23 protein-coding genes are annotated in these 21808 nt (G+C 59.2%); 8 read left to right on the top strand and 15 right to left on the bottom strand.

All coding sequences use genetic code 11. The annotated features are described in order from the left end of the window. The 3 genes from msrA to msrB are packed head-to-tail and all read right to left on the bottom strand — an operon-like array spanning position 1 to position 3103. A complete protein-coding gene (gene msrA / locus KGB14_RS21055; protein WP_223488623.1) occupies positions 1-708 on the bottom strand; it encodes a peptide-methionine (S)-S-oxide reductase MsrA in 708 nt (235 codons plus the stop codon). A 27-nt stretch (positions 709-735) separates the two neighbouring features. Continuing rightward, positions 736-2544 (bottom strand): cytochrome c biogenesis protein DipZ, encoded by a 1809-nt coding sequence (locus KGB14_RS21050; RefSeq protein ID WP_223488622.1) that lies wholly within the window; start codon positions 2542-2544, stop codon positions 736-738. A gap of 43 nt (positions 2545-2587) precedes the next feature. Beyond that, on the bottom strand, positions 2588-3103 hold the full coding sequence (gene msrB / locus KGB14_RS21045; protein WP_223488621.1) for a peptide-methionine (R)-S-oxide reductase MsrB: 516 nt from the start codon (positions 3101-3103) through the stop codon (positions 2588-2590). Between the two features lie 153 nt (positions 3104-3256). Here msrB and KGB14_RS21040 point away from each other — a divergent pair, with 153 nt between their 5' ends. The 3 genes from KGB14_RS21040 (at position 3257) to KGB14_RS21030 (ending at position 6332) form a co-directional block, all read left to right on the top strand. Next, on the top strand, positions 3257-3973 hold the full coding sequence (locus tag KGB14_RS21040) for a response regulator transcription factor (protein WP_223488620.1): 717 nt from the start codon (positions 3257-3259) through the stop codon (positions 3971-3973). Then, positions 3970-5490 (top strand): sensor histidine kinase, encoded by a 1521-nt coding sequence (locus KGB14_RS21035; protein ID WP_223488619.1) that lies wholly within the window; start codon positions 3970-3972, stop codon positions 5488-5490. The genes KGB14_RS21040 and KGB14_RS21035 overlap by 4 nt, the downstream gene beginning before the upstream one ends. A 137-nt stretch (positions 5491-5627) precedes the next feature. Further along, the gene (locus KGB14_RS21030) at positions 5628-6332 is read left to right on the top strand and encodes a hypothetical protein (RefSeq protein WP_223488618.1); all 705 of its coding nucleotides are present in this window, start codon (positions 5628-5630) and stop codon (positions 6330-6332) included. A gap of 71 nt (positions 6333-6403) precedes the next feature. Here the strand turns inward: KGB14_RS21030 and KGB14_RS21025 are convergent, their stop codons facing one another. From KGB14_RS21025 to hmpA, 10 genes are all read right to left on the bottom strand, one after another. Continuing rightward, the gene (locus KGB14_RS21025; RefSeq protein WP_123719932.1) at positions 6404-6718 is read right to left on the bottom strand and encodes a helix-turn-helix domain-containing protein; all 315 of its coding nucleotides are present in this window, start codon (positions 6716-6718) and stop codon (positions 6404-6406) included. Further along, positions 6715-7059 carry a toxin gene (locus KGB14_RS21020; protein ID WP_223488631.1) on the bottom strand — a complete coding sequence of 115 codons (345 nt, stop codon included), beginning with the start codon at positions 7057-7059 and terminating at the stop codon, positions 6715-6717. The genes KGB14_RS21025 and KGB14_RS21020 overlap by 4 nt, the downstream gene beginning before the upstream one ends. A 276-nt stretch (positions 7060-7335) precedes the next feature. Then, a complete protein-coding gene (cyoE, locus tag KGB14_RS21015; protein ID WP_223488617.1) occupies positions 7336-8223 on the bottom strand; it encodes a heme o synthase in 888 nt (295 codons plus the stop codon). A gap of 11 nt (positions 8224-8234) precedes the next feature. Beyond that, a complete protein-coding gene (cyoD, locus tag KGB14_RS21010) occupies positions 8235-8570 on the bottom strand; it encodes a cytochrome o ubiquinol oxidase subunit IV (RefSeq protein WP_223488616.1) in 336 nt (111 codons plus the stop codon). After that, positions 8571-9197 carry a cytochrome o ubiquinol oxidase subunit III gene (locus KGB14_RS21005; protein WP_223488615.1) on the bottom strand — a complete coding sequence of 209 codons (627 nt, stop codon included), beginning with the start codon at positions 9195-9197 and terminating at the stop codon, positions 8571-8573. It abuts the gene before it with no gap. Between the two features lie 3 nt (positions 9198-9200). Next, complete coding sequence (cyoB, locus tag KGB14_RS21000) at positions 9201-11231, bottom strand: cytochrome o ubiquinol oxidase subunit I (protein ID WP_223488614.1); 2031 nt, start codon at positions 11229-11231, stop codon at positions 9201-9203. A 3-nt stretch (positions 11232-11234) separates the two neighbouring features. After that, positions 11235-12179, bottom strand: a complete 945-nt coding sequence (cyoA, locus tag KGB14_RS20995; protein ID WP_223488613.1) for a ubiquinol oxidase subunit II — start codon at positions 12177-12179, stop codon at positions 11235-11237. 827 nt (positions 12180-13006) lie between these two features. Then, positions 13007-13516: a disulfide bond formation protein B gene (locus tag KGB14_RS20990; RefSeq protein WP_223488612.1), complete on the bottom strand. Its 510-nt coding sequence runs from the start codon at positions 13514-13516 to the stop codon at positions 13007-13009. A gap of 25 nt (positions 13517-13541) precedes the next feature. Next, positions 13542-14102, bottom strand: coding sequence for an ester cyclase (locus KGB14_RS20985; protein ID WP_223488611.1), 561 nt, complete (start codon positions 14100-14102; stop codon positions 13542-13544). A gap of 249 nt (positions 14103-14351) precedes the next feature. Further along, entirely contained in the window at positions 14352-15533 is a 1182-nt protein-coding gene (gene hmpA, locus KGB14_RS20980; RefSeq protein WP_223488610.1) for an NO-inducible flavohemoprotein, read from the bottom strand. A 147-nt stretch (positions 15534-15680) separates the two neighbouring features. On the opposite strand from hmpA, the gene norR reads away from it, so the two are divergent. From norR to KGB14_RS20955, 5 genes are all read left to right on the top strand, one after another. After that, on the top strand, positions 15681-17234 hold the full coding sequence (gene norR, locus KGB14_RS20975; RefSeq protein ID WP_223488609.1) for a nitric oxide reductase transcriptional regulator NorR: 1554 nt from the start codon (positions 15681-15683) through the stop codon (positions 17232-17234). Positions 17235-17425: 191 nt separating this feature from the next. Continuing rightward, positions 17426-18328, top strand: coding sequence for a chemotaxis protein CheV (locus KGB14_RS20970; RefSeq protein WP_223488608.1), 903 nt, complete (start codon positions 17426-17428; stop codon positions 18326-18328). Between the two features lie 27 nt (positions 18329-18355). Continuing rightward, positions 18356-18814: a GNAT family N-acetyltransferase gene (locus tag KGB14_RS20965; RefSeq protein WP_223488630.1), complete on the top strand. Its 459-nt coding sequence runs from the start codon at positions 18356-18358 to the stop codon at positions 18812-18814. A 147-nt stretch (positions 18815-18961) separates the two neighbouring features. Beyond that, complete coding sequence (locus tag KGB14_RS20960; RefSeq protein ID WP_223488607.1) at positions 18962-19288, top strand: hypothetical protein; 327 nt, start codon at positions 18962-18964, stop codon at positions 19286-19288. Positions 19289-19371: 83 nt separating this feature from the next. Then, complete coding sequence (locus KGB14_RS20955) at positions 19372-20121, top strand: YkgJ family cysteine cluster protein (RefSeq protein WP_223488606.1); 750 nt, start codon at positions 19372-19374, stop codon at positions 20119-20121. Between the two features lie 154 nt (positions 20122-20275). Here the strand turns inward: KGB14_RS20955 and KGB14_RS20950 are convergent, their stop codons facing one another. Next, a complete protein-coding gene (locus KGB14_RS20950; RefSeq protein ID WP_223488605.1) occupies positions 20276-20533 on the bottom strand; it encodes a hypothetical protein in 258 nt (85 codons plus the stop codon). Between the two features lie 367 nt (positions 20534-20900). Continuing rightward, entirely contained in the window at positions 20901-21269 is a 369-nt protein-coding gene (locus KGB14_RS20945; protein ID WP_223488604.1) for a DUF6124 family protein, read from the bottom strand. Positions 21270-21808: the final 539 nt, after the last annotated feature.

The following is a 21808-nucleotide window of genomic DNA, read 5'->3' as shown; positions in this document are numbered from 1 at the left end:
CTATTGAGCAGCCTTCACCAACACCGGCTTCTCCTGATACCGATCCGGATACAGCTGCTTCAACTGCGCCACCTTTGGCAAGTCATTGATCACTATGTAGGGGTACCTCGGGTGCTCGGTCAGGAAATCCTGATGCTCCTCCTCCGCCGGGTAAAAACCGTTGTAGGTTTCCAGTTTGGTGACGATGGGTTTGTTGAACGAATGGGCGGCGTCGAGTTGCGCGATGTAGGCTTGGGCGACGCGTTGCTGTTCGGCGCTTTTCAGGAAAAGCGCCGATCGATACTGGGTGCCGCTGTCCGGGCCCTGGCGGTTGAGTTCGGTGGGGTTGTGGGCCACCGAGAAATAGATCTGCAATAAGGTGCCATAGCTGACCTGAGCGGGATCGAAGGTGACTTCGACCGACTCCGCATGACCGGTATCGCCCTCGCTGACCCGCTCGTATTGAGCGGTGTTGGCGGCGCCGCCAGCGTAACCGGAGACGGCGTTCCTCACCCCTTTGACGTGTTGAAACACCCCTTGGACGCCCCAGAAGCAACCGCCCGCAAAGACTGCCGTTTCACTGTGCGCTTGAGTGCTTTCGTCGAGCGTGGGTGGCGGGATGATGACCGCCTCTTCGGCGCCGGCGAAAGAGAACGCGGCACACTGACCGATAACACTGACAGCGGCCAGTCCCAGCAAGGTGCGACGCCAGTTGAATAGGGTTTTCATGGGCTGTCTCCTGAGTGAATGGGGCTATCAACCAAACGTAAATGCATACGCCGACACACCGGGATCGAGAAACTCGATGCTGAATGTCCGGTCCGTTACGCCTGCGGTCTGGCGTACCAGTTGATACAACCGCTGTTCGCTGACGCTGCCGCTGCCATCGGGGGCCACATCGACGCCGTGGGCATCGCCTGGGGGCTTGCCGTCAATCAATACTTTGAAACGTACCGGTTTACCGTCAGCACCGGGGCCCAATACCAGATGCAGATCACGAGCGTGGAAGCGATAGACGATACGACTGGCCGGTGCGTTTGAAACGGCCCGCTCCGGACCGACAGTCCATTGACCGTCCAGACTCCAGTCATTGAGGGCCAGTTGCGACGGTGGGCTATAGGCTTCCACCTTGTCCGGCACCAGACCGGTTTCAGGGACGAAATGCTCCGCCCGTCGGTAGCCGACATAGGTTTCCGGTGATTGCACCTCTTTCATGTCCGGGGCGAGTTGAACACCCTGGGCGTTGGCATTGATCAGCCCTTCCTCGACTTTCGCAGCGCCCGCCTCACGCAGCAGTTGCTGAATCACTCGCTCCGATTCGGCGTACTCGCCTTCACCAAAGTGGTGATGTCGAATGCGCCCCTGTGCATCGGCAAAATAGTGGGCCGGCCAGTATTGGTTGTTGAAAGCACGCCAGACCTTATAGTCATTATCGATTGCCACCGGATAGGTGATCCCCAGGTCCTTCATGGCTTTGGTGACGTTGCCTACATCCCGTTCGAAGGCAAACTCGGGCGCATGGACACCGATCACCACCAGCCCCTGATCGCGGTACTTCTCGGCCCAAGCCTTCACATACGGCAAGGTGCGCAGGCAGTTGATGCAGGAGTAAGTCCAGAAATCCACCAGCACAACCTTGCCCTTCAAGGCCTGGGCGGTGAGAGGGGGTGAGTTGAGCCATTGCACAGCGCCGTCCAGCGATGGAAGGTTGCCTTCAATCGGCAGTGCGTCCGCTGTTTTCGCCGTCACTTTCATCGCTTCGCCAGCGGCCATCATGCTGCTGGCGGGTTGATCGCCGGCCCGAGGAACCTGCGCCATCATCGCCCCGTTGTGGGTCGAAGACTGACCGGCCAATCGGTTGACCAGCGTCTGCTCGATGCCGCCGGTGGACGCCGTCGAGATGCGCGCCAGAATCCCGGTATCCAGCCCCAGGGCGATCGCCGCCACGCCGGCCAGCATCGCGGCCCCCAGGCCTCGACGCAGCCACTCTCCCGCGCCAATCGAGCGCTTCATCGCGGCGAAGACTTTACCGCCCAGCAACAGTGCCGCGGCGAGAGAGGTGGCGGCACCGGCCGCGTAAGCCAAGAGCAACAAGCTGGTTGCGATGCTTGCGCCTTGCAGCGCCGCGCCAGTCAGCACCAGGCCCAGAATCGGCCCGGCGCAGGGCGCCCAGAGCAGGCCAGTGGCGACGCCGATCAGAAACGACGCGCCGGGACGCGGCCGGGAATCGGCGCCCACGATTTCCGACAGCCGACCGCCGGCCGTCACCAGTGGACGCGTCAGGCGCTCGGCCAATCGAGGCAGCAACAGCGTCAGCCCGAACAGTGCAACGAACAGCAACGCGAGCCAGCGACCGTACTGATTGACTTGCACCACCCAACCGCCGCCCACCGCCGCCAATGAGGCGACGAGCGCGAAGGTCAGCGCCATCCCCGCCAGCAGCGGCAAGCCACTCTTCATAAATGGCTGCCCGGTGCGAGCGAAGACAAAGGGCAGAACCGGCAGAATGCATGGACTGACGATCGTCAGCACACCACCGAGATAAGCGAGGACCAGAAGCCACATAACGTCGACCTGCATAAAGTGAGTGAAAGGAAATGCCCATGGATTACGCCTGTGCCTTGAAGGTCAGCGCCAAGCCGTTCATGCAGTAACGCAGACCGGTAGGCTTTGGCCCGTCCTCGAAAACATGCCCCAGATGACCGCCGCAACGCCGGCAGTGGACCTCTTCGCGCAGCACGCCGAAGGAGCGGTCCTGACGGGTGGCCACCGCATTGTCCAGTGGCGCCCAGAAACTCGGCCAACCGGTGCGACTGTCAAATTTGGTGTCGGAAGAAAACAACGGCAGATCACAACCGGCGCAGGCAAAAGTGCCCTTGCGGTGCTCGTTGTTCAGTGGGCTGCTGTAGGCCCGTTCGGTGCCCTCTTCACGCAGGATCTCGTATTGCTCGGCGCTGAGCAGGGCGCGCCATTCGCTGTCGCTGTGAACCACCTCGAAAACCTCCTCCGCGCGGGCCTCATCGACCAGCGCAACGCTTGCGGAAAATTTTGGCAATACACCGATCACCATGGCTGCAGCCCCCAGCCCGCCGCTTGCTACAAGAAACTGTCGCCGTGAAAACATGGGCCTTCTCCAAAATGCCAGGTGCTTGCATGGAACACAGCCTAGGCTTGAGTTGATCGCCAAATCCTCACGAGGAGTTAAACAATTCGTGATAACTCGGCCTCAGGAAAACCCGCACAATGTGTTCATTGCGTCACAAAGGGCTTGAGCTCCATGGAACAGACCAAACGCGTCCTGGTGGTCGAGGACGACCTGCCTATCGCCGACCTCATCTGCCTGCATCTTCGCGATGAGCAGTTCGAAGTGGTCCACTGCGCCGACGGCGACGAGGGCATGCGGCTGCTGCAGCAAGGAAGCTGGGACGCCCTGATCCTCGACCTGATGCTGCCCGGCGTCGACGGCCTGGAAATCTGCCGCCGCGCCCGGGCCATGGCGCGCTACACACCGATCATCATTACCAGTGCGCGCTCCAGCGAAGTCCATCGGATTCTGGGGCTGGAGCTCGGTGCCGACGACTACCTGGCCAAACCCTTTTCCATGCTGGAACTGGTGGCACGGGTCAAAGCGTTATTACGACGAGTCGACGCCATGGCCCGCAACCTGAAAATGGACGCTGGCAGCCTGATCAGCGATGGCCTGTCCATCGACCCGATCACCCGCGAAGTCTCCCTCGATGGCCGTCGTCTTGACCTCACGCCACGGGAGTTCGACCTGCTTTACTTCTTCGTCCGCCAGCCCGGCAAGGTCTTCTCGCGCATGGACCTGCTCAACGCGGTGTGGGGCTACAGCCATGAAGGCTACGAACACACGGTCAACACCCACATCAACCGCCTGCGGGCCAAGATCGAGGCCGATCCGGCGCAACCGGCGCGCATCCTCACGGTGTGGGGGCGTGGCTATAAATTCGCGACAAGCGGAGAGCCGCCATGAGGTTGACCCTGACCCAACGCCTGTCCCTGGTGTTCGCCGTGTTGTTGCTCGTGTGCTGCGGCACTTCGGCCTGGATGCAGGTGCGTTCCAACCACATGCATGAACTGGAAGTGGTGCAGGGGTTGTCGCGGGATCTGGCGCAACACATCGCCCACGACACCGTGTTGATGGACCGCAATGGCCCGATGCCCAATGCCGTGCGCGAACTGTTCAGCCAGCTGATGCTGGTCAACCCCAGTGTCGAGGTCTATCTGCTGGACACCGGCGGCCGAATTGTCGGCAGCGCCGCACCCGAAGGCCGGATACACCGGGAGCGGGTCGACCTGGCGCCGATCCAGCGTTTGCTCAAAGGCGAGGCCCTGCCGATTCTCGGCGACGATCCTCGCAGCGTCGATGGCAGCAAGGTGTTCAGCGCCGCGCCTTTGCGGGTCAATGGTCAACTGGCCGGTTATCTCTATGTGGTATTGCTCAGTGAAGAGCACGACCGCTTCGCCGAACGCGGCGCCACCAGCGCGGCGCTCAATACCGCGTTGTTGTCCATTGGGCTGGTGGCGTTGTTATGCCTGATTGCCGGCCTCACGGCATTTGGCCTGATCACCCGGCCATTGCGCCGTTTGACCGAGAAAGTCAGCCAGTTCGATATCAACGGTGTTCCGTCGGCACTGCCTGCCTCGCCCGAGCCGCTGGAAAAAGCCGCCAGCCACGATGAAATTGCCGTACTCGACGCCGCCTTCCGGCAGATGCAAGCGCGGCTCGGTGAACAATGGCGCTCGCTGACCCGTCAGGATCAGGAGCGTCGCGAACTGGTGGCGAACATCTCCCACGACCTGCGCACACCACTGGCCTCGCTGCACGGTTACCTGGAAACCCTGTCGCTCAAGGACGCCACGTTGTCCCCCGCCGACCGCCGCCGCTATCTGGGCATCGCCCTGGATCAAAGCCGCAAGGTTGGCGGCCTGGCCCAATCACTGCTGGAACTGGTGCGGCTGGAACACGGTTTTGTGCAACCGGTGCTGGAACGCTTCTCCCTGACCGATCTGGTGCAGGACATCTTTCAGAAATTCGAACTCAGCGCCGAAGCGCGCCAGATCGAACTCAAGGCCACTTTCGCCCCCAACGTCGCGGTGGCCTGCGCCGATCTGGGGCTGATCGAGCGGGTGCTGACCAACCTGTTCGACAACGCCCTGCGCCACACCCCTCCAGGCGGAGAAATCGAACTCAGCCTCCGCCCTCAGGGGACTTTTATCGAAGTGACCGTCAGCGACACCGGCCCCGGCATCGCCACCGAGTTGCGCGAAGGTCTGTTCCTGCGTCCGTTCAACATTGGCGGCGCACGGCGCGATGGCGGGCTGGGGCTGCGGATCGTGCACCGGATCCTGCAATTGCACGGTCGCGAAATCGAGCTGATCGATGTGCCCGGACGCGGCGCGACCTTTCGCTTCTCCTTACCGGTGGATGAGCAAACGGCGGAGCAGTGGATGACTCGTTCGATGAATATGAATTCGATGGGGAAATAGTCGACTGCGCTGGCAAAAATGCTGACCAGCCACCGGTTCATCCGTGACAACGCAGCCTCGGTCCAATAGATTAGGCGGCCTGAAAAGGCCTCGTGCTTTCTCGCCTCAATCCAAGTTAAAGAAGTAGTGAAATTTCAATGTCCGATTCCAATACCGCTGAATCCGTAGTCACCTTGTCGTCCAAAGCGGAATACGAAAACTCCATCAATCTTTCACAACACGTGCCACAGGCCAAGACCATCAGCGAGATGGTTCTGGACGCTTTTCAATCCACCCGGGAAAGCGATCAGATCCGCGAGCTGCGCGCCGCGATTCGCCAGGCCCATGACAGCTTCGACGACGACAAAGCCTACGAATTGATGGGCGAACTCAAGCAACTGAAAGACGCCGAAGCGGCCGATATTGCTGCTCTGGAAGACCTGAGCAGCAAATTCCCGATCAGCCGCATTCTGTCCAGCTTCAAGGACGACCCGGCGTTTCAGGAAATCGTCTATGGCCTGGCACTGAAGGTACTGAACCAGACTCACCAGGCCATCAGCAACCCGGGCAGCGGCAAGAGCAAAGCGGCTCGCGCCAAGAAAGAAGTCGAAGTGTTCACCATCAGCAAGGATGGCATCAGCGTCACCCTGCCCCTGCGCACCCCACGCTCGCGCTTGAACGTGGATCGTGAGGCGCTGGAGTTCCTGGGCTTCACCTTCGTCGGCGAAGGCGAAGAAGCGGAGCTGGAAAGCGAAACGTTCCTGGACAATGCCGGGGCCGAACAAGCGGTCAACCGCAAGAACATCATCACCGCGCTTCAGCAGCAAACCGCGTTCGACGGCTACAGCATCGCCGCGCAGTAACGCTAAAACGCTAAACAAAAAAGCCCCGCACTTCTCTCGAAGGGCGGGGCTTTTAGTTTTTCAATGTTTACTCAAACGGCTCGGAGTCGCTCAACCATATCGGGAAACTTCTCCACCAACCTTATCAACAAGGCTGCCTGAGCATTGGGTTTCGACTTTTCCTGCTCCCAATTTCTTAAGGTGCTGGGGCTGGTTCTGATTCGCTTGGCAAAAACGGCCTGGGACATATGCAACTTTTCTCGCAACGCCACGATTTCTTGCGCGCCTACCTCGGGAGCGGGTTTATCCTCCACGGTATTGTTGCGCAGCGTAATCTTGCCTTCGCGCTGAGCCGCCATCTCGTCAACGCCCTGCATTAACTCTGCAAACAGGTCGCGCTTTTTCATGGGGTACCTCGTGCCTTCAACTCTCTATCTATGGCTTTCTTGAGCGCCTTCTCTTGGTCGGCGGTCAAATTCTCAAGCTCATCTTTGTCATAAATTGCAAACATCCAGAACTGGCCATCATTCATAAGCCAATAATAGATAACTCGCAAGCCGCCTCGTCTGCCTTTACCTCGACGCCCATCTATCCAGCGCAGCTTCCGAAAGCCGCCCGTGCGAGGCATCACATCGCCCGCCTGGGGGTTCAGCTGCATGTGGGTTTGCAACGCACGATACTCATCGTCCGTCAGATAATCGACAACGGTTGCAGTGAACGATGTGGTTTCAAAGAATACAGTTCGCATCGGCAAACTATAGGCAACTTGCTTATAGTTTAGCAAGCTTCAACTCATCCTCCAGACGAGCCGTCATCACGATTCTCCTGAGACACCGCAGTGCAGCCATCGCGAGCAGGCTCGCTCCCACAGGGGTTCAGCGTCGTGCTCAAAATTAGCGGCAACACCAATCCAGTGTGAGCGAGCCTGCTCGCGATGGGGACGACACGGTCCGTCAAATAGAACCCAATAAAAAGCCCCGCCCTTCTCTCGAAGGGCGGGGCTTTTCTTTACAGCATCCGACGCTTAAGGCGCGTACGTCAGCAACAACTCACTCGGCACTTTGAAGTCCAAAGACATCATCACGCTCAACGCCGTAATGGTGAAGATCGAGAACACGAACAGCTTGCGTGCCCAGACCGTGTCATCCACTGCCTTGTAACCGGTCCAGGCCATGTACAACCAGTACATGCCCATGGCCGCGGCGACGGCGAGGTAGCTCATGCCGGCGTAACCGCTGAAGGTCAGCATCAAGGTCGCCACGAGGAACGCCAGGATGTAGAGCAGGATGTGCTTCTTGGCCACTTGAATCCCGCGCTTCACTGGCAGCACCGGAATCGATGCGGCCAGGTAATCGTTGAAGCGGAAGATGGCGATGGCGTAGGAATGCGGCATCTGCCACAGGCTGAACATCACCAGCAACGTCAGGGCGGCCATGTCGAAGTTATTGCTGACCGCGACGTAACCGATCACCGGTGGCATCGCCCCCGACAGACTGCCCACCAGCGTGCCGTGAACCGACTTGCGCTTGAGGTACAGGCTGTAGAAGCCGACGTAGATGACAAAACCGATCACCGCGAACAGTGCAGCCAACGGGTTGGCCACCTTGTACAACAACGCAACGCCGGCAACGCCGAGGACGGTCGCATAGGCCAGGGCCAGTTTCAGGGAGATCAGGCCCTGAACCAGCACCCGGTTCTTGGTGCGTTCCATCTTCAGGTCGATGTCACGGTCGATGCAGTTGTTGAACACGCAACCGGAAGCCACCACCAGGGACGTGCCGATCATCGCAGCCAGGAAAATGGCCAGATCGACATGCCCTTTGGAGGCCAGGAAAAATCCGCCTGCCACAGAAAGCACGTTACCGAAAATGATCCCCGGTTTGGTGATTTGGATAAAGTGCTTAAAGGACATCCGGACTTTCCTCAGTGCGCCATCATGACGGTGTGGATGCTGAACATGATCCACAGCGACAAGCCTACCAACAGGACGATGACCAGGGCTGCGAAGACAAACGCGATCACGTTGTTACGCTGGGCGGCGGAGCGGTCCAGGTGGAGGAAGTACACCAGGTGCACCAGCACCTGGATCACTGCGAAGGCCAGTACGATCCACAGGGTCACGGCTTTGGGCAGCGACGGGTACATCACCAGGCCGAAAGGAATGACGGTCAGGATCACCGACAGGATGAAACCGATAGCGTAGGACTTGACGCTGCCGTGGCTGGCGTCGTGGCTATCGTGGGAATGAGCGTTAGCCATTTACAGAGTCCCCATCAGGTAAACAACGGTGAATACGCAGATCCACACAACGTCCAGGAAGTGCCAGAACAGGCTCAGGCAGCTCAAACGGGTCTTGTTGGTCGACGTCAGGCCATGCTTGTTGACCTGATACATCATGATCGCCATCCAGATCAGACCGCTGGTCACGTGCAGACCGTGGGTGCCGACCAGGGTGAAGAACCCGGACAGGAAGCCGCTGCGGTTCGGACCGAAGCCTTCGGAGATCAGCGTATGGAACTCGTTGATCTCCATGCCGATGAAGCCCAGACCGAACAGGAAGGTGATGGCCAACCAGCCCAGCACTTGAGTCTTCTTGCCTTTGAACAACGCCAGCATGGCGAAGCCGTAGGTGATCGAGCTGAGCAACAGGCAGGCGGTTTCGCCCAGCACGTATGGCAGCTCGAAGATGTCGTGGCCCGACGGGCCACCCGCTACGTTATTAACCAGTACCGCGTACACCGCGAAGATCGACGCAAACAGAATGCAGTCGGTCATCAGGTAGAGCCAGAAACCGAATACGGTCATCTCGCCCGAGTCGTGGTGATGGTCATCGTGCCCATGTCCATCGACATGGGTGTGTCCAGCATTGGTCACTAAGTTCGACATGGTTTAAGCCTGTTCCAACGAGGTTTCAACACGGGTGGCGGTGGCCGGAATCGCTTTGGCCGCTACCAGACGCTTGTGCTGCTCGGCTTCGATGCGCTCGATTACATCGACCGGTACCATATAGCCCTGGTCGTCACGGGCAGCATGGATCACGAAGTAGATCACGGTGCCGGCGAGGCCGAAGATCGCCATCCACCAGATGTGCCAGATCATTGCGAAACCGAACACGGTCAACAGAGCACCCATGACCAGACCGGTCGCGGTGTTGTTTGGCATGTGGATCGGCTCGTACTTGGCTGGAGCCTTGTACGCAGTACCGTTTTCCTTGGCCTCGGTGAACGGGTCGATGCCTTCGGCTTTCGGCAGTACAGCGAAGTTGTAGAACGGCGGTGGCGACGAGGTCGACCATTCCAGCGTGTGGGCATTCCACGGGTCGCCGGCTTCGCACATGTTCTCTGGCTTCTTGCGGTCACGCACACTGACGTACAGCTGGATCAACTGGCAGGCAATACCGACGGCGATCAGGATCGCACCGAACATTGCAACGTGCAGGTAAGGCGTCCACTCAGGGTTGGTGGTGCTGTTCAGACGACGGGTCATGCCCATGAAGCCCAGGACATAGAGCGGCATGAACGCGACGAAGAAGCCCGTGATCCAGAACCAGAACGCTGCCTTGCCCCAACCTTCGTGCAGCTTGAAGCCGAACGCTTTAGGGAAGTAGAAGCTGAAGCCGGCGATGTAACCGAACACGGCGCCGCCGATGATCACGTTGTGGAAGTGAGCGATCACGAACAGGCTGTTGTGCAGTACGAAGTCAGCACCCGGGATGGCCAGCAGTACGCCGGTCATGCCGCCGATGGCGAAGGTCACCATGAAGCCCAGGGTCCACATCACCTGGCTGGTGAACTGCAGACGCCCACGGTAAATGGTGAACAGCCAGTTGAATAGCTTCACCCCCGTCGGAATCGAGATCAGCATCGTTGCCAGACCGAAGAAGGCATTGACGCTGGCACCCGACCCCATGGTGAAGAAGTGGTGCAGCCAGACCATGAAGCCCAGGATCGAGATCGCGCCACTGGCGTAGATCATCGAGTGGTGGCCGAACAGACGCTTGCCGGAGAAGGTCGAGATGACTTCGGAGAAGATCCCGAACGCCGGCAGAATCAGGATGTAAACCTCGGGGTGACCCCAGGCCCAGAACAGGTTGACGTACATCATTGGATTGCCACCAAGTTCATTGGTGAAAATGTGGAAATCCATGTAACGGTCGAGGGTCAGCAGTGCCAGGGTAGCGGTCAGAATCGGGAACGAAGCCACGATCAGCACGTTGGCCCAGGTGCAGGTCCAGGTGAAGATCGGCATGTCCATCATCTTCATGCCCGGGGTACGCATTTTCAGCACGGTGGCCAGGAAGTTGACCCCCGTCAGCGTCGTACCCAACCCGGACAGCTGTAGCGCCCAGATGTAGTAGTCCACACCCACGCCCGGGCTGTAGCCCAGTTCCGACAGCGGTGGATACGCCACCCAACCGGTACGGGCGAATTCGCCGACACCCAGGGACACGTTCACCAATACCACGCCGGATACCAGCAACCAGAAGCTCAGGGAGTTCAGGAACGGGTAGGCAACGTCACGCGCGCCGATCTGCAGCGGCACTGCAAGGTTCATCAGGCCGGTGAAGAATGGCATCGCCATGAAGATGATCATGATCACACCGTGAGCGGTGAAGATCTGGTCATAGTGTTCAGGTGGCAGGTAGCCAGGCGAACCCTCGGTGGCCAGGGCCAACTGGGAACGCATCATGATGGCGTCGGCAAAACCACGCAGCAGCATGATCATGGCCACGATGATGTACATCACGCCGATTTTCTTGTGGTCGACCGATGTCAGCCACTCGGACCACAGGTAGGTCCACTTCTTGAAGTAGGTGATTGCAGCGAATACCCCCAGACCGCCGAGCGCGATCATGGCGATAGTCACCATTACGATCGGCTCGTGGAACGGGACCGCTTCCCAACTTAATTTACCAAACATCGTTTACTCCTCTGCCCCGGCAGCTGAATGCGAACTCATGTCCATCCCTTCCATGGCGGCCATTTCGTGCTCTTTCTTCTCGTGGTGCATCGGCTTGCCTGCTTTCATGCCTTCGTACTTGTCGACGATGGTCTGGAACAGGTTCGGCGTGAACGAGGAGTAGAGCTCGACTGGGTTGTTCTGGCTTGGCTTGGCAAGGGCTTCGTATTCAGCTTTTTCAAGCTGTTTAGGTGCCTTTTTGACTTCGCTTACCCAGGCATCGAAATCTTCCTGAGAGGTGGCGATAGCTTTGAACTTCATACCGGTGAAACCCGCGCCGCTGTAGTTGGCGGAGATACCGTCCATTTCAGCGTTCTGGTTGGCGATCAGGTGCAGTTTGGTCTGCATGCCCGCCATCGCGTAGATCTGGCCGCCCAGAGCAGGGATGAAGAACGAGTTCATCACGGCATCGGAAGTGATCTTGAAGTTGATCGGGGTGTGTGCCGGGAACACGATCTTGTTGACCGTGGCGATGCCTTGTTCCGGGTAGATGAACAGCCACTTCCAGTCCAGCGCGACCACTTCAATGGTGATTGGCTTGACGTCGGATTCCAGCGGCTTGTAAGGGTCAAGCGCGTGGGTCGACTTGTAGGTGACGTAGCCCAGGGCAATGATGATCAGTACCGGAATAGTCCACACCGCGATTTCGATCTTGGTGGAGTGGGACCATTTCGGCGCGTAATCGGCGTTCTTGTTCGATGCGCGGTATTTCCAGGCGAACGCGAAGGTCATGAAGATGACCGGCACGACGACCAACAGCATCAGCAGCGTTGCGGTGATGATCAGGTTTCGCTCATCCAGGCCGACCTGGCCCTTGGGATCGAGCAAGGTCATGTTGCAGCCTCCCAGCAACAACGTGCCGAGCAGCGGCAATAAGCCTAGTAATCTGGGGTACCTGTTTTTACTCATCTCACGACCTCTAAAGCAGCTTGCGCAATGCAGTTGGGTTTTGATCGCCAACACTTCACCCTGCCAAGGGTTGGCATTTTTCTTGGATTGAATAAGGGCCTGCCCGTCGCGCGTCAGACGCTGTTCGACAATTGCTGGGCCTGCGGTGAGTTCTTATTCGAATTCGTGGTCAAGGGCCTTGTTACAGACCAATTCCATTTGGTGCGGATAGTCGGAAGGCACCGACACCTGGGAGTCGCATGAAGCCATCAGGCCTCTCGACACCCTAGTTCTGCTCGTACACCTGAGTCAGGGCGAGCTGTGCCGGGAATTCAGTGCGGGCGATTGTAGATATGTAACGATTCATAAACCATGTCTCATCCCGAAATAATTTTTATCCGATCCAGCAACAATCATTCACGGTTTTTGCAAAAGTGAGCCATGGTATCGAAATCCATTCGCAACAAAAACACCAAAAAATGTAGGTCTACCATACGAAATTCGGACAGCTTCCAGCACTCCGAGCTCGCCTTCGATCATGCTCTACCCCCTATGTGACAAGGACTTCGGCAATTTGCCAGACCCTGTTAAAACGGCCTGTTTCGGCTGATGAACACTGAAATCATCCGCCGCTTGCAGAGCCCGTTTTGGAGGCGTGGCGATGCACCGATTCGAGGTATTGAAATGCCTTGCGACACTCAAGCTGTGACAACATGTCGCACACGTGCCACATCCATACTTGTCTCGCATCAAGGTCATTTAGCCTGACCTCTGAATATGCAAAACGCCCCGGCCTCTCAACGAGGACGGGGCGTTTTTTGTTTCCGGCAACGATACGACGAGCAGCCTCAGCGCAGTGCCTTGCGGTTACGCGAGATAAGCAGCGGCACCAGCACCACGATCAGCACGAACGCCACCAGCGCCCACTGTGCCAGCGACAAGCCGAGGATCGGCGGGTACGGCGTGGAGCAGAAACCATCGACCTGGAAGCCCAGCGGGAAGATCTTCGCCAGCGGCAGGCCGTCGACGATCGGTTGCAGCACATCGATGCCGCAACTGACTGCAGGATAGAACTGGGTATAGACGTGATGCCCCGCCACCCCGACGCCTGCCAGCGCGCTGATCACCACCAGCGTTTCAAACAACGTGATGCTGCGACGGGTGCGCATCGCCGCGCCAATGAACGCGAACAGCGCGATCAGCAACAGCGCATAGCGTTGCAGGATGCACAGCGGGCACGGCGCCTCGCCCAGAGCCACTTGCATGTACAGCGCACCGCCGATCAGTGCCAGGCAGATAATGCCCAGCAACACCAGATAGCGCCGCTCACGTCCCAACCGCATCGTTTCCTCGCTCATCGCGTTTCCCTTTTGTGTCCGTGGATCAGCTCGCCGGCGGCTGCGCTTGCAGCTGCTGCATCAGGCTGATGTTGTCTTCGATATGCCAATTGGCCGCAATGCGACCGTTGTCGATCTGATAGATATCGGTTGCCCGGAAGTCTACACGCTGCCCCTGACCTTTGAGAGCCTTGAACGGACCAGTGAAATGCCCGCGAAAGTGCAGATGCACCACCACCCGGTCGCCGGCGACGATCATTTGCTCGATCTCGCAGCTCAGGTCCGGCACCGCCGTGCGAAAGAACTTCGACGCCAGTAGCGGCCCGGTCGGCCCCTGAACCCGGCCTTCGGGCGGGGTCTTGTCGATGAATTGCTCCGCCAAGGCCGCCTTGGCCAACGCCTCCTCCCCGGTGTTCCAGAAGCTGCCATAACGTCGGGCTGCCAACTCCATGGCATCGCGCTGCGCCTTGGGCAGGCTCTGATCGACGATCAGGGTCTGCGGCTGGAGCAAGGCGGTTTCGGCGCAGGCGAACGGACTGGCCAGCAGCGCAACGGCCAGGCCAAGGCCGGTCAGGGTGAATGGGCGGGGGAAGGTGATGTGAGTCATGGGGCGATCCTGATTCTGTAAACGAACGAGCGCCTATCATCAGCATCGGGGAATAAACGATAAACCGGTTAAGAACGGATTAAGTTTTAAGGGATTTTTATGAATAGAGGCCGTGGTGAAGCTTTCGCGGGCAAGCCTCGCTCCTACAGGTTATGTGTGGGTCCGCAATCGCGCGAACCACACAAAACCTGTAGGAGCGAGGCTTGCCCGCGAAGAAGGCGACTCGGTTTCCCGAATCGCCGCAACCACTTACTCCAATGCAGCAGCCGGCCCGAAGAACTCGTAACGGCTTTGCTTCTCCGGCACACCCAAGGCCTTGAGGTGACGCTTGATTGCGCCCATGAAGCCTTTAGGCCCCAGGAAGTAAGCATCCACATCGCGCTGTTCCGGCAACCACTCGCCAAGTTGCTCCTGGCTCAACAGGCCAACCTTGTCCGCCGCCGGGCTGACGCCATCGTCTTCGGCGTAGCAATAGAAACGCTTGAGCTGCGGATGACGCTCGGCCAGGCCATCGATCCAGTCGCGGAAGGCATGAACGCTACCGTTGCGTGCGCAGTGGATAAAATGCACCGGCCGCTCGGTCGCCAGCGCCGCTTCAAGCATCGCCAGCGTCGGGGTGATGCCCACGCCGCCACTGATCAGCACCAGCGGTTTGTCGCTGGCGGTCAGGGTGAAGTCGCCCGCTGGCGGGAACAGCATGATGCTCGCGCCGACGTGCAGTTGATCGTGCAAATGGTTGGAGGCGCGGCCGCCGGTTTCGCGTTTGACGCTGATGCGGTACTGGCCCTTGTTGGCCAGCGCCGACAGCGAATAGTTACGCCGAATTTCTTCGCCATCGAGGATCAGTTTCATGCCGATGTACTGGCCGGGCTCTGCCGCCAGAATCGGGCCTTTGTCGGCCGGTTCGAAGTAGAACGAGGTGATTTCCGCGCTTTCCTCGACCTTGCCCGCCACGATGAATTCCCGCGCGCCACGCCAGCCGCCCGGCGCCTGCTCTTTCTGGTCGTAGATGCTGGCTTCGGCGCCGATCAGGATCTCGGCCAATTGGCCATAGGCCGCGCCCCAGGCACTCATCACTTCAGGCGTGGCAATCTCTTCGCCCAGTACTTCAGAGATCGCTCGCAACAGGCAGCTACCCACGATCGGGTAATGTTCCGGGAGGATTTGCAGGGCTACGTGCTTGTTGATGATCTTGGCCACCAGGTCGCCCAACTGATCGAGCTGGTCGATGTGCCGCGCATACATCAATACACCGTTGGCCAGGGCGCGGGGCTGATCGCCGCTGGCCTGGTGAGCCTGGTTGAACAGCGGGCGGACTTCCGGGTATTCGGAGAGCATCATGCGGTAGAAGTGGGTGATCAACGCTTCGCCACCGCTTTCCAGCAACGGCACGGTGGATTTGATGATTGCACGGTCTTGAACGCTAAGCATAAGAGCAACTCCTGGGCTTTATATGAATGACCTTTACGTATCAGTTTCCATGCCAACAATTAAAACCTTATAAATCAGTCACTTAAAAACAAAGTAGTCATATCGACACACGGGGCTTTATAGTCACACCGACTACACGGAGTCATTATGACTGCAAAATTATTGCTCACGACCCTGCTCCCCCTGGTCTCCGACCTGTCCCGCGAATTGCCCGAAGGCGAACGCTACCGACGCCTGCTCGAAGCCATGCGCGCCCTGCTCCCCTGCGATGCCGCCGCCCTGCTGCGACTCGATGGCGAGTGGCTGGTGCCGTTGGCCGTGGACGGGTTGAGCACCGACACCCTCGGCCGACGTTTCAAGATCAGCGAACACCCGCGGTTCGAAGCACTGCTCAGCAGTCCCGGCCCGACTCGCTTCGCTGCCGACAGCGAGTTGCCCGATCCTTATGATGGCCTGGTCGATGGTCTGCACGATCACCTGGAAGTCCACGACTGCATGGGCTGCCCGCTGTTTATCGACGAGCGCCCGTGGGGTTTGCTGACCCTCGATGCACTCTCCCCTGAACGTTTCGAACCGATCGAACTGGACGCCCTGCAAGCCTTCGCCAGCCTCGCCGCCGCCACGGTCAACGCCGCCGAGCGCATCGAACGGCTGGCCAATCGCGTCGAAGACGAACACCAGCGCGCCGAGGTTTACCGTCAGGCCAGCGGCCAGCAGAGTCGCGAAATGATCGGCCAGAGCAAAGCTCACAAACGACTGGTGGAAGAGATCAGCCTGGTGGGCGGCAGCGACCTGACGGTGCTGATCACCGGGGAAACCGGGGTCGGCAAAGAGCTGGTGGCCCAGGCCATTCACGCGGCATCCCCACGGGCCGACAAACCGATCATCAGCCTCAACTGCGCCGCCCTCCCGGACACGCTGGTGGAGAGTGAATTGTTCGGCCATGTGCGCGGAGCTTTCACCGGCGCGACGAATGATCGGCGCGGCAAGTTCGAACTGGCCAATGGCGGCACGTTGTTTCTCGACGAAGTGGGCGAACTGTCGCTGACAGTGCAGGCCAAACTGCTAAGGGTCTTGCAGAGCGGTCAACTGCAGCGCTTGGGCTCGGACAAGGAGCATCAGGTCGACGTGCGATTGATCGCGGCCACCAACCGCGACCTGGCCGAAGAAGTGCGCAGTGGCCGCTACCGCGCCGACTTCTATCATCGCCTGAGCGTTTACCCGTTGCTGGTGCCTGCATTGCGCGATCGCGGTCGGGATGTGCTGCTGCTCAGCGGTTACTTCCTGGAGCAAAACCGCTCACGCATGGGCCTCAACAGCCTGCGCCTGACCAGCGATGCCCAAGCGGCATTATTGGCGTATGACTGGCCGGGGAACGTGCGCGAGCTGGAGCACTTGATTGGTCGCAGTGCATTGAAGGCGCTGGGTAACTGCAAGGAACGCCCGAAAATCCTGAGCTTGAGCGCGGCGGATCTGGACTTGCCCAATGGCAGTATTGAACACGCGCCAGAACCGGTGGTTACTGCGCCAGCGGCTGCATTGGTTTCAGGGGATTTGCGCGAGGCCACCGAGCAGTATCAGCGCCAACTGATCAGCGCCTGCCTGGAACGGCACCAGCACAACTGGGCCAGCGCGGCGCGGGAGCTGGGGCTGGATCGGGCGAACCTTGGGCGAATGGCCAAGCGGCTTGGCATGAAATAAGCCAAGATCGCAGCCTCCGGCAGGTTGACGCCAATCCCTTGTAGGAGCTGTCGAGCGAAGCGAGGCTGCGATCTTTTGATCTACCCAACATTCATTGGCACTAAAGCCTACCTCCAACAAGTCGATAACCCGGCATCGATAGCTGTTGGCGATCTCTATAATCGCCCATCACCTTTCCACAGAAGGTTTTTATGTCCTCCAACAAAGCCCGCGCAGATTCACTTTCGCTTCTGCTGTTTACCTTGCGCAGCGGCAAGCTGATGGCGATCAACCTGCTGAAAGTCAGCGAAATCATCCCCTGCCCGCCGCTGACCAAGCTGCCGGAGTCGCACCCTCACGTCAAAGGCATCGCCACCCTGCGCGGCGCGTCGTTGTCGGTGATCGACCTGAGCCGCGCCATCGGCGAGCGACCGCTGGAAGACCCGAACGGCGGCTGCCTGATCGTCACCGACGTCAGCCGTTCCAAGCAGGGCCTGCATGTTCAGGCGGTGAGCAAGATCGTCCACTGCCTGACCACCGACATCCGTCCGCCGCCCTTTGGCTCCGGCGGCGTGCGTTCGTACATCACCGGGGTGACCTCGGTTGACGGCACGCTGGTGCAAGTGCTGGACATCGAAAAGGTCATCCACGGCATTGCGCCGGCGCAGATCGAAATGGCCCCGACTGAACTGAGCATGGAAGACGCCGAAGTGCTGGGCAACGCGCGGATTCTGGTGGTCGATGACAGTCAGGTCGCCCTGCAGCAGTCGGTGCACACCCTGCGCAACCTCGGCCTGCAATGTCACACCGCCCGCAGCGCCAAGGAAGCCATTGACTGCCTGCTGGACCTGCAAGGCACCGCCCAGCAGATCAACCTGATCGTCTCGGACATCGAAATGTCGGAGATGGACGGCTACGCCTTCACCCGCACCCTGCGCGAGACCCCGGACTTCTCGCACCTCTATGTGTTGCTGCACACGTCTCTGGACAGCGCGATGAACAGCGAGAAGGCTCGACTGGCCGGGGCCAACGCGGTACTGACCAAGTTCTCTTCGCCAGAACTGACCAAGTGCCTGATCGAGGCGGCCAAGGCGGTCGCCGAACAAGGTCATTGAGTGTTGGCCGAGAACTTTTGCTGGCTGATGCGGCGCAACCTGGCTGAGGTTGTGCCGTCGTTCACTTGGCCAGATGGCATTGAGTTGACCGGGTACCGTCCCGAACTTGCCGAAGCCGTTCATCACTTGATGGAACTGGGCTATCGCGAAGGCGGCGGTCGCGTACCGACGCTCGAAACCTGGCAACAGCGTTTCGAAACCGATCCTGAATACGATCCGAGCCTGTGCTTCATCGCCTTCGACGCCGAAGGAATCGTTGGCGTCGCCCAGTGTTGGACGAGTGCCTACATCAAGAGCCTGGTGGTGCACCCGCGCGCTCAAGGCCTCGGACTTGGCCGTGCGCTGCTGCTGAATGCTTTCAACGTGTTTCAGCAGCGCCGCGAAGGCTACGTGGATTTGAAGGTGCTGGAAAACAACCTTCGGGCGCAGCGTTTGTACGAAAGCGCCGGGATGTATGTGGTCCGCCGGGAATTGGTTCCAACCTGACACACCGCCATCGCGAGCAGGCTCGCTCCCACAGGATGTCACCGTCCATGTGGGAGCGAGCCTGCTCGCGAAGGGGCCGAAACATTCAACCTCAAACCATCAGGCATACTCCGACCTCGGCCACTAACATGCCAAGGATGCCAAACCATGAAAGCCACCACCCTGACCTTCCTCTGCCTCACCGCCCTCGCCACCCAGGCCAATGCCTCCAGCCCCGACGCCTGGGCCGCCTACGACAAAGCCGTGCTCGCCAGTTGCACCAAGGCCAGCGGCCTGAAGAATGCCAAACCCGTCGGCACCGCCGCACAGTTCGACGACCGGGTCGGTTATACCGCGCTCCTGCTGCAAGGCCAGTACCCGCAAAAACACATGAAAGGCCAGCAAGGCACCGAGCTGTGCCTCTACAACAAGAAAAGCAAAACCGCGTACGTGACCGAGTGGGACTCGATCCGCCCGACGGCAACAGCGCAGTGAATGGCGCATAACTTGCTTCGGCACAGGCCTTTGCGGTGGCTTTTTGTCGCCATTTCATGCCCTCACTGGTGACTGGCCTTTCAATGAATACAACGTTTTCCTGCGTAGGTTGTGGCAAATGCTGCAACGACCACCATGTGCCCCTGACACTGGCCGAAGCCCGGATGTGGGCGGCCGATGGCGGTCAGGTGATCGTGCTGGTGGAGGCCTTCCTCGCCAATGGCCTGGGCCTGCCACTGCAACAACGCGATCACGCCGAACGCCGCTCGGTAGTGGTTCGAAGCGGCGCCTGCGAGGCACACGTGGCAATCACCTTTGCTGCCTACAACGTCGGCCCTTGCCGGAATCTTGACGAAGACAACCTCTGCCGCATCTACGAACGCCGACCGCTGGTGTGTCGCATCTATCCGATGGAAATCAATCCGCACATCCCGCTCAACCCGGCGATCAAAGAGTGCCCGCCCGAGTCGTGGGAAACAGGGCCGGACTTGATCATCGGGGGGGCGCTGGTGGATCAGGAACTGGCAGGATTGATCCAGCGCTCCCGCCAGGCCGACCGCGATGAGATTCAGACCAAGGATGCGATTTGCGCGTTATTGGGGATTCGGACGACAGCGCTGAAGGGCGATGGCTTTACCGCTTATCTGCCGGACATGACCGCGTTTGCCATGGTCACTGATCAAGTGGCGCAACAGCCGCTGGCGGGGTCGGACGGTGAATGGGTCTTTCATGTGTCAGGCGATGACATCGCCGGGCAGGTGCTGGCGGCCGGGGCGCAGGTGGCGACTGACGCGCCGCTGAACTATGCGTTTATTTCGTTGCGGGCGGCCTGAGCCCGAGGATGTGTTGTATTTAATGGCCTCATCGCGAGCAGGCTCGCTCCCACAGTGGATTTCGTCGTACACAATATCTGTGTCTCATGAAGATCAAATGTGGGAGCGAGCCTGCTCGCGATGACGATAAATCAGGCACCGCAGAGGTAAAAACTCAGCGCTTACCCATCGAACGACGGGTACCGGGAGGCGCTGCACCCGGGGTCTTGGTGTGACCATTCTTGGCGCCGTTCTTGTACCAAGGCTGGCTGGCATTCTTCGCCGCGGCCAATTCTCCCGGTTTGAACGGAAACTTGAACGCTGGGATCGCCGCTTTGGTCTCGCTGTCTGCGCTGGAGTCGACGCTGTCTGGCAGGTCTGCCTGGTCGTCGCTCAAAGCGTCGGCAACCAGCGGTTGTGTCGGGGAAGTCATGAAAGCTCCGGGTGATGCTCAAAGAGTCGGGCCCGGTAGGCGAGCCGCGAAAGGCGGCAGTATACCTGTGTCGCGGGCCGCAAGCTGCAGTTGGTCAGTGGGGTTTTGTGTTGACTGACCAACCGCTTTCGCGGGCAAGCCTCGCTCCTACAGATGCATTGTGTCGTACACCGAATCTGCGAACGACGATGAACCCTGTGGGAGCGGGCTTGCTCGCGAAAGCGGTGTGTCAGTCACAGGGAGCTGCATGTGCCGCCGTCTTCGCGAGCAAGCCCGCTCCCACAGTTGATTGGTAGCGTACACCAAGTCTGTGAACGACGATGGCCCCTGTGGGAGCGAGCCTGCTCGCGATGAACGATAACGCGGTCTATGCCGGATCGACGTTATCCAGCGCCCGGTTCACCGCCAGCTCCGCCACCATGATGACCTGCTGAATCGCCATCGCCGTATGGCGCTGCGGGCCGATCAGATTGTTGGCAAAATCGCTGACCAGGACACTCGCCGAGGCCAACGATTCGTAGGCGTAGGCCAGCAGGCTTTCGGTGTCGGCACCCGGGGCGACCATGAACATCGTGCTGGGGCGACGGGGTTTTTCGGTGTATTGCGCCGGGGGATCGAGGTAGTAGTCGAGGGCGCGTTTTATGGCTTCGCGGTCTTTGAGTAATTCTTCGGTGCGCGAAGCTTCGACGTTGGGGGTGGTGGTGTTGAAGGGTGGGTCCGGGATTAATTTGTCCATTGAAAAATTTCTCCAGCGTTGGAGCCTCCACTCGCCGCTTCTCACACGACGAAGAGGTGGCAGCTATGTGCGAGGTGAGAAGACCGGTTATGGACACCCGGCCGGACCGAAGTCCGCCCGCACACAGCCGCCATAACGCATTTGCAGGCAGCAATAAGCTGGCGGCGATTATGCGTGTACAGACACTGGATGACCATAAGTTGCCGGGCTCTCACACCCGATCGCTGAGTTGTCAGCGACAGCTAAAGGCTATTGGGCCCGCGTCCGACCGACAACCTGAAAATTGCGTGGGAAAGGTCTGCGTTCTGACACACCCGTTAAACATTCAAAAGCGGAACGCGGAGCGTCCCTGGCGGCATTCCCACGCGGGAGCATGGGAACGATCAATCTCACGTCTGACACCGAATGCTCGTCTGACACGGATGACTGTAGGAGCTGTCGAGTGAAACGAGGCTGCGATCTTTTGATCTTGAAAATCAACGTCAAAAGATCGCAGCCTCGTTTCACTCGGCAGCTCCTACGTGGGGTTGTGTACATCC

It is taken from the genome of Pseudomonas sp. A-RE-19 (assembly GCF_019956555.1).
GTDB lineage: Bacteria > Pseudomonadota > Gammaproteobacteria > Pseudomonadales > Pseudomonadaceae > Aquipseudomonas.
The sequence above is the reverse complement of the archived record's forward strand: the minus strand, read 5'-3'. Positions and strand labels throughout refer to the sequence as shown.

Bases quoted from the DNA above. Each gene is read 5' to 3' on its own strand.
- KGB14_RS21020 (WP_223488631.1), bottom strand. From the start codon at position 7,059: ATGCGAACTGTATTCTTTGAAACCACATCGTTCACTGCAACCGTTGTC.
- KGB14_RS21025 (WP_123719932.1), bottom strand. From the start codon at position 6,718: ATGAAAAAGCGCGACCTGTTTGCAGAGTTAATGCAGGGCGTTGACGAG.
- KGB14_RS21005 (WP_223488615.1), bottom strand. From the start codon at position 9,197: ATGTCGAACTTAGTGACCAATGCTGGACACACCCATGTCGATGGACAT.
- msrA (WP_223488623.1), bottom strand. From the start codon at position 708: ATGAAAACCCTATTCAACTGGCGTCGCACCTTGCTGGGACTGGCCGCT.
- KGB14_RS20955 (WP_223488606.1), top strand. From the start codon at position 19,372: ATGAATACAACGTTTTCCTGCGTAGGTTGTGGCAAATGCTGCAACGAC.
- KGB14_RS20965 (WP_223488630.1), top strand. From the start codon at position 18,356: ATGCGGCGCAACCTGGCTGAGGTTGTGCCGTCGTTCACTTGGCCAGAT.
- KGB14_RS20950 (WP_223488605.1), bottom strand. From the start codon at position 20,533: ATGACTTCCCCGACACAACCGCTGGTTGCCGACGCTTTGAGCGACGAC.
- KGB14_RS20960 (WP_223488607.1), top strand. From the start codon at position 18,962: ATGAAAGCCACCACCCTGACCTTCCTCTGCCTCACCGCCCTCGCCACC.
- hmpA (WP_223488610.1), bottom strand. From the start codon at position 15,533: ATGCTTAGCGTTCAAGACCGTGCAATCATCAAATCCACCGTGCCGTTG.
- norR (WP_223488609.1), top strand. From the start codon at position 15,681: ATGACTGCAAAATTATTGCTCACGACCCTGCTCCCCCTGGTCTCCGAC.
- KGB14_RS20945 (WP_223488604.1), bottom strand. From the start codon at position 21,269: ATGGACAAATTAATCCCGGACCCACCCTTCAACACCACCACCCCCAAC.
- KGB14_RS21030 (WP_223488618.1), top strand. From the start codon at position 5,628: ATGTCCGATTCCAATACCGCTGAATCCGTAGTCACCTTGTCGTCCAAA.
- KGB14_RS21050 (WP_223488622.1), bottom strand. From the start codon at position 2,544: ATGTGGCTTCTGGTCCTCGCTTATCTCGGTGGTGTGCTGACGATCGTC.
- KGB14_RS20990 (WP_223488612.1), bottom strand. From the start codon at position 13,516: ATGAGCGAGGAAACGATGCGGTTGGGACGTGAGCGGCGCTATCTGGTG.
- cyoE (WP_223488617.1), bottom strand. From the start codon at position 8,223: ATGTCCTTTAAGCACTTTATCCAAATCACCAAACCGGGGATCATTTTC.
- cyoD (WP_223488616.1), bottom strand. From the start codon at position 8,570: ATGGCTAACGCTCATTCCCACGATAGCCACGACGCCAGCCACGGCAGC.
- msrB (WP_223488621.1), bottom strand. From the start codon at position 3,103: ATGTTTTCACGGCGACAGTTTCTTGTAGCAAGCGGCGGGCTGGGGGCT.
- KGB14_RS20985 (WP_223488611.1), bottom strand. From the start codon at position 14,102: ATGACTCACATCACCTTCCCCCGCCCATTCACCCTGACCGGCCTTGGC.
- KGB14_RS21040 (WP_223488620.1), top strand. From the start codon at position 3,257: ATGGAACAGACCAAACGCGTCCTGGTGGTCGAGGACGACCTGCCTATC.
- KGB14_RS20970 (WP_223488608.1), top strand. From the start codon at position 17,426: ATGTCCTCCAACAAAGCCCGCGCAGATTCACTTTCGCTTCTGCTGTTT.
- cyoB (WP_223488614.1), bottom strand. From the start codon at position 11,231: ATGTTTGGTAAATTAAGTTGGGAAGCGGTCCCGTTCCACGAGCCGATC.
- cyoA (WP_223488613.1), bottom strand. From the start codon at position 12,179: ATGAGTAAAAACAGGTACCCCAGATTACTAGGCTTATTGCCGCTGCTC.
- KGB14_RS21035 (WP_223488619.1), top strand. From the start codon at position 3,970: ATGAGGTTGACCCTGACCCAACGCCTGTCCCTGGTGTTCGCCGTGTTG.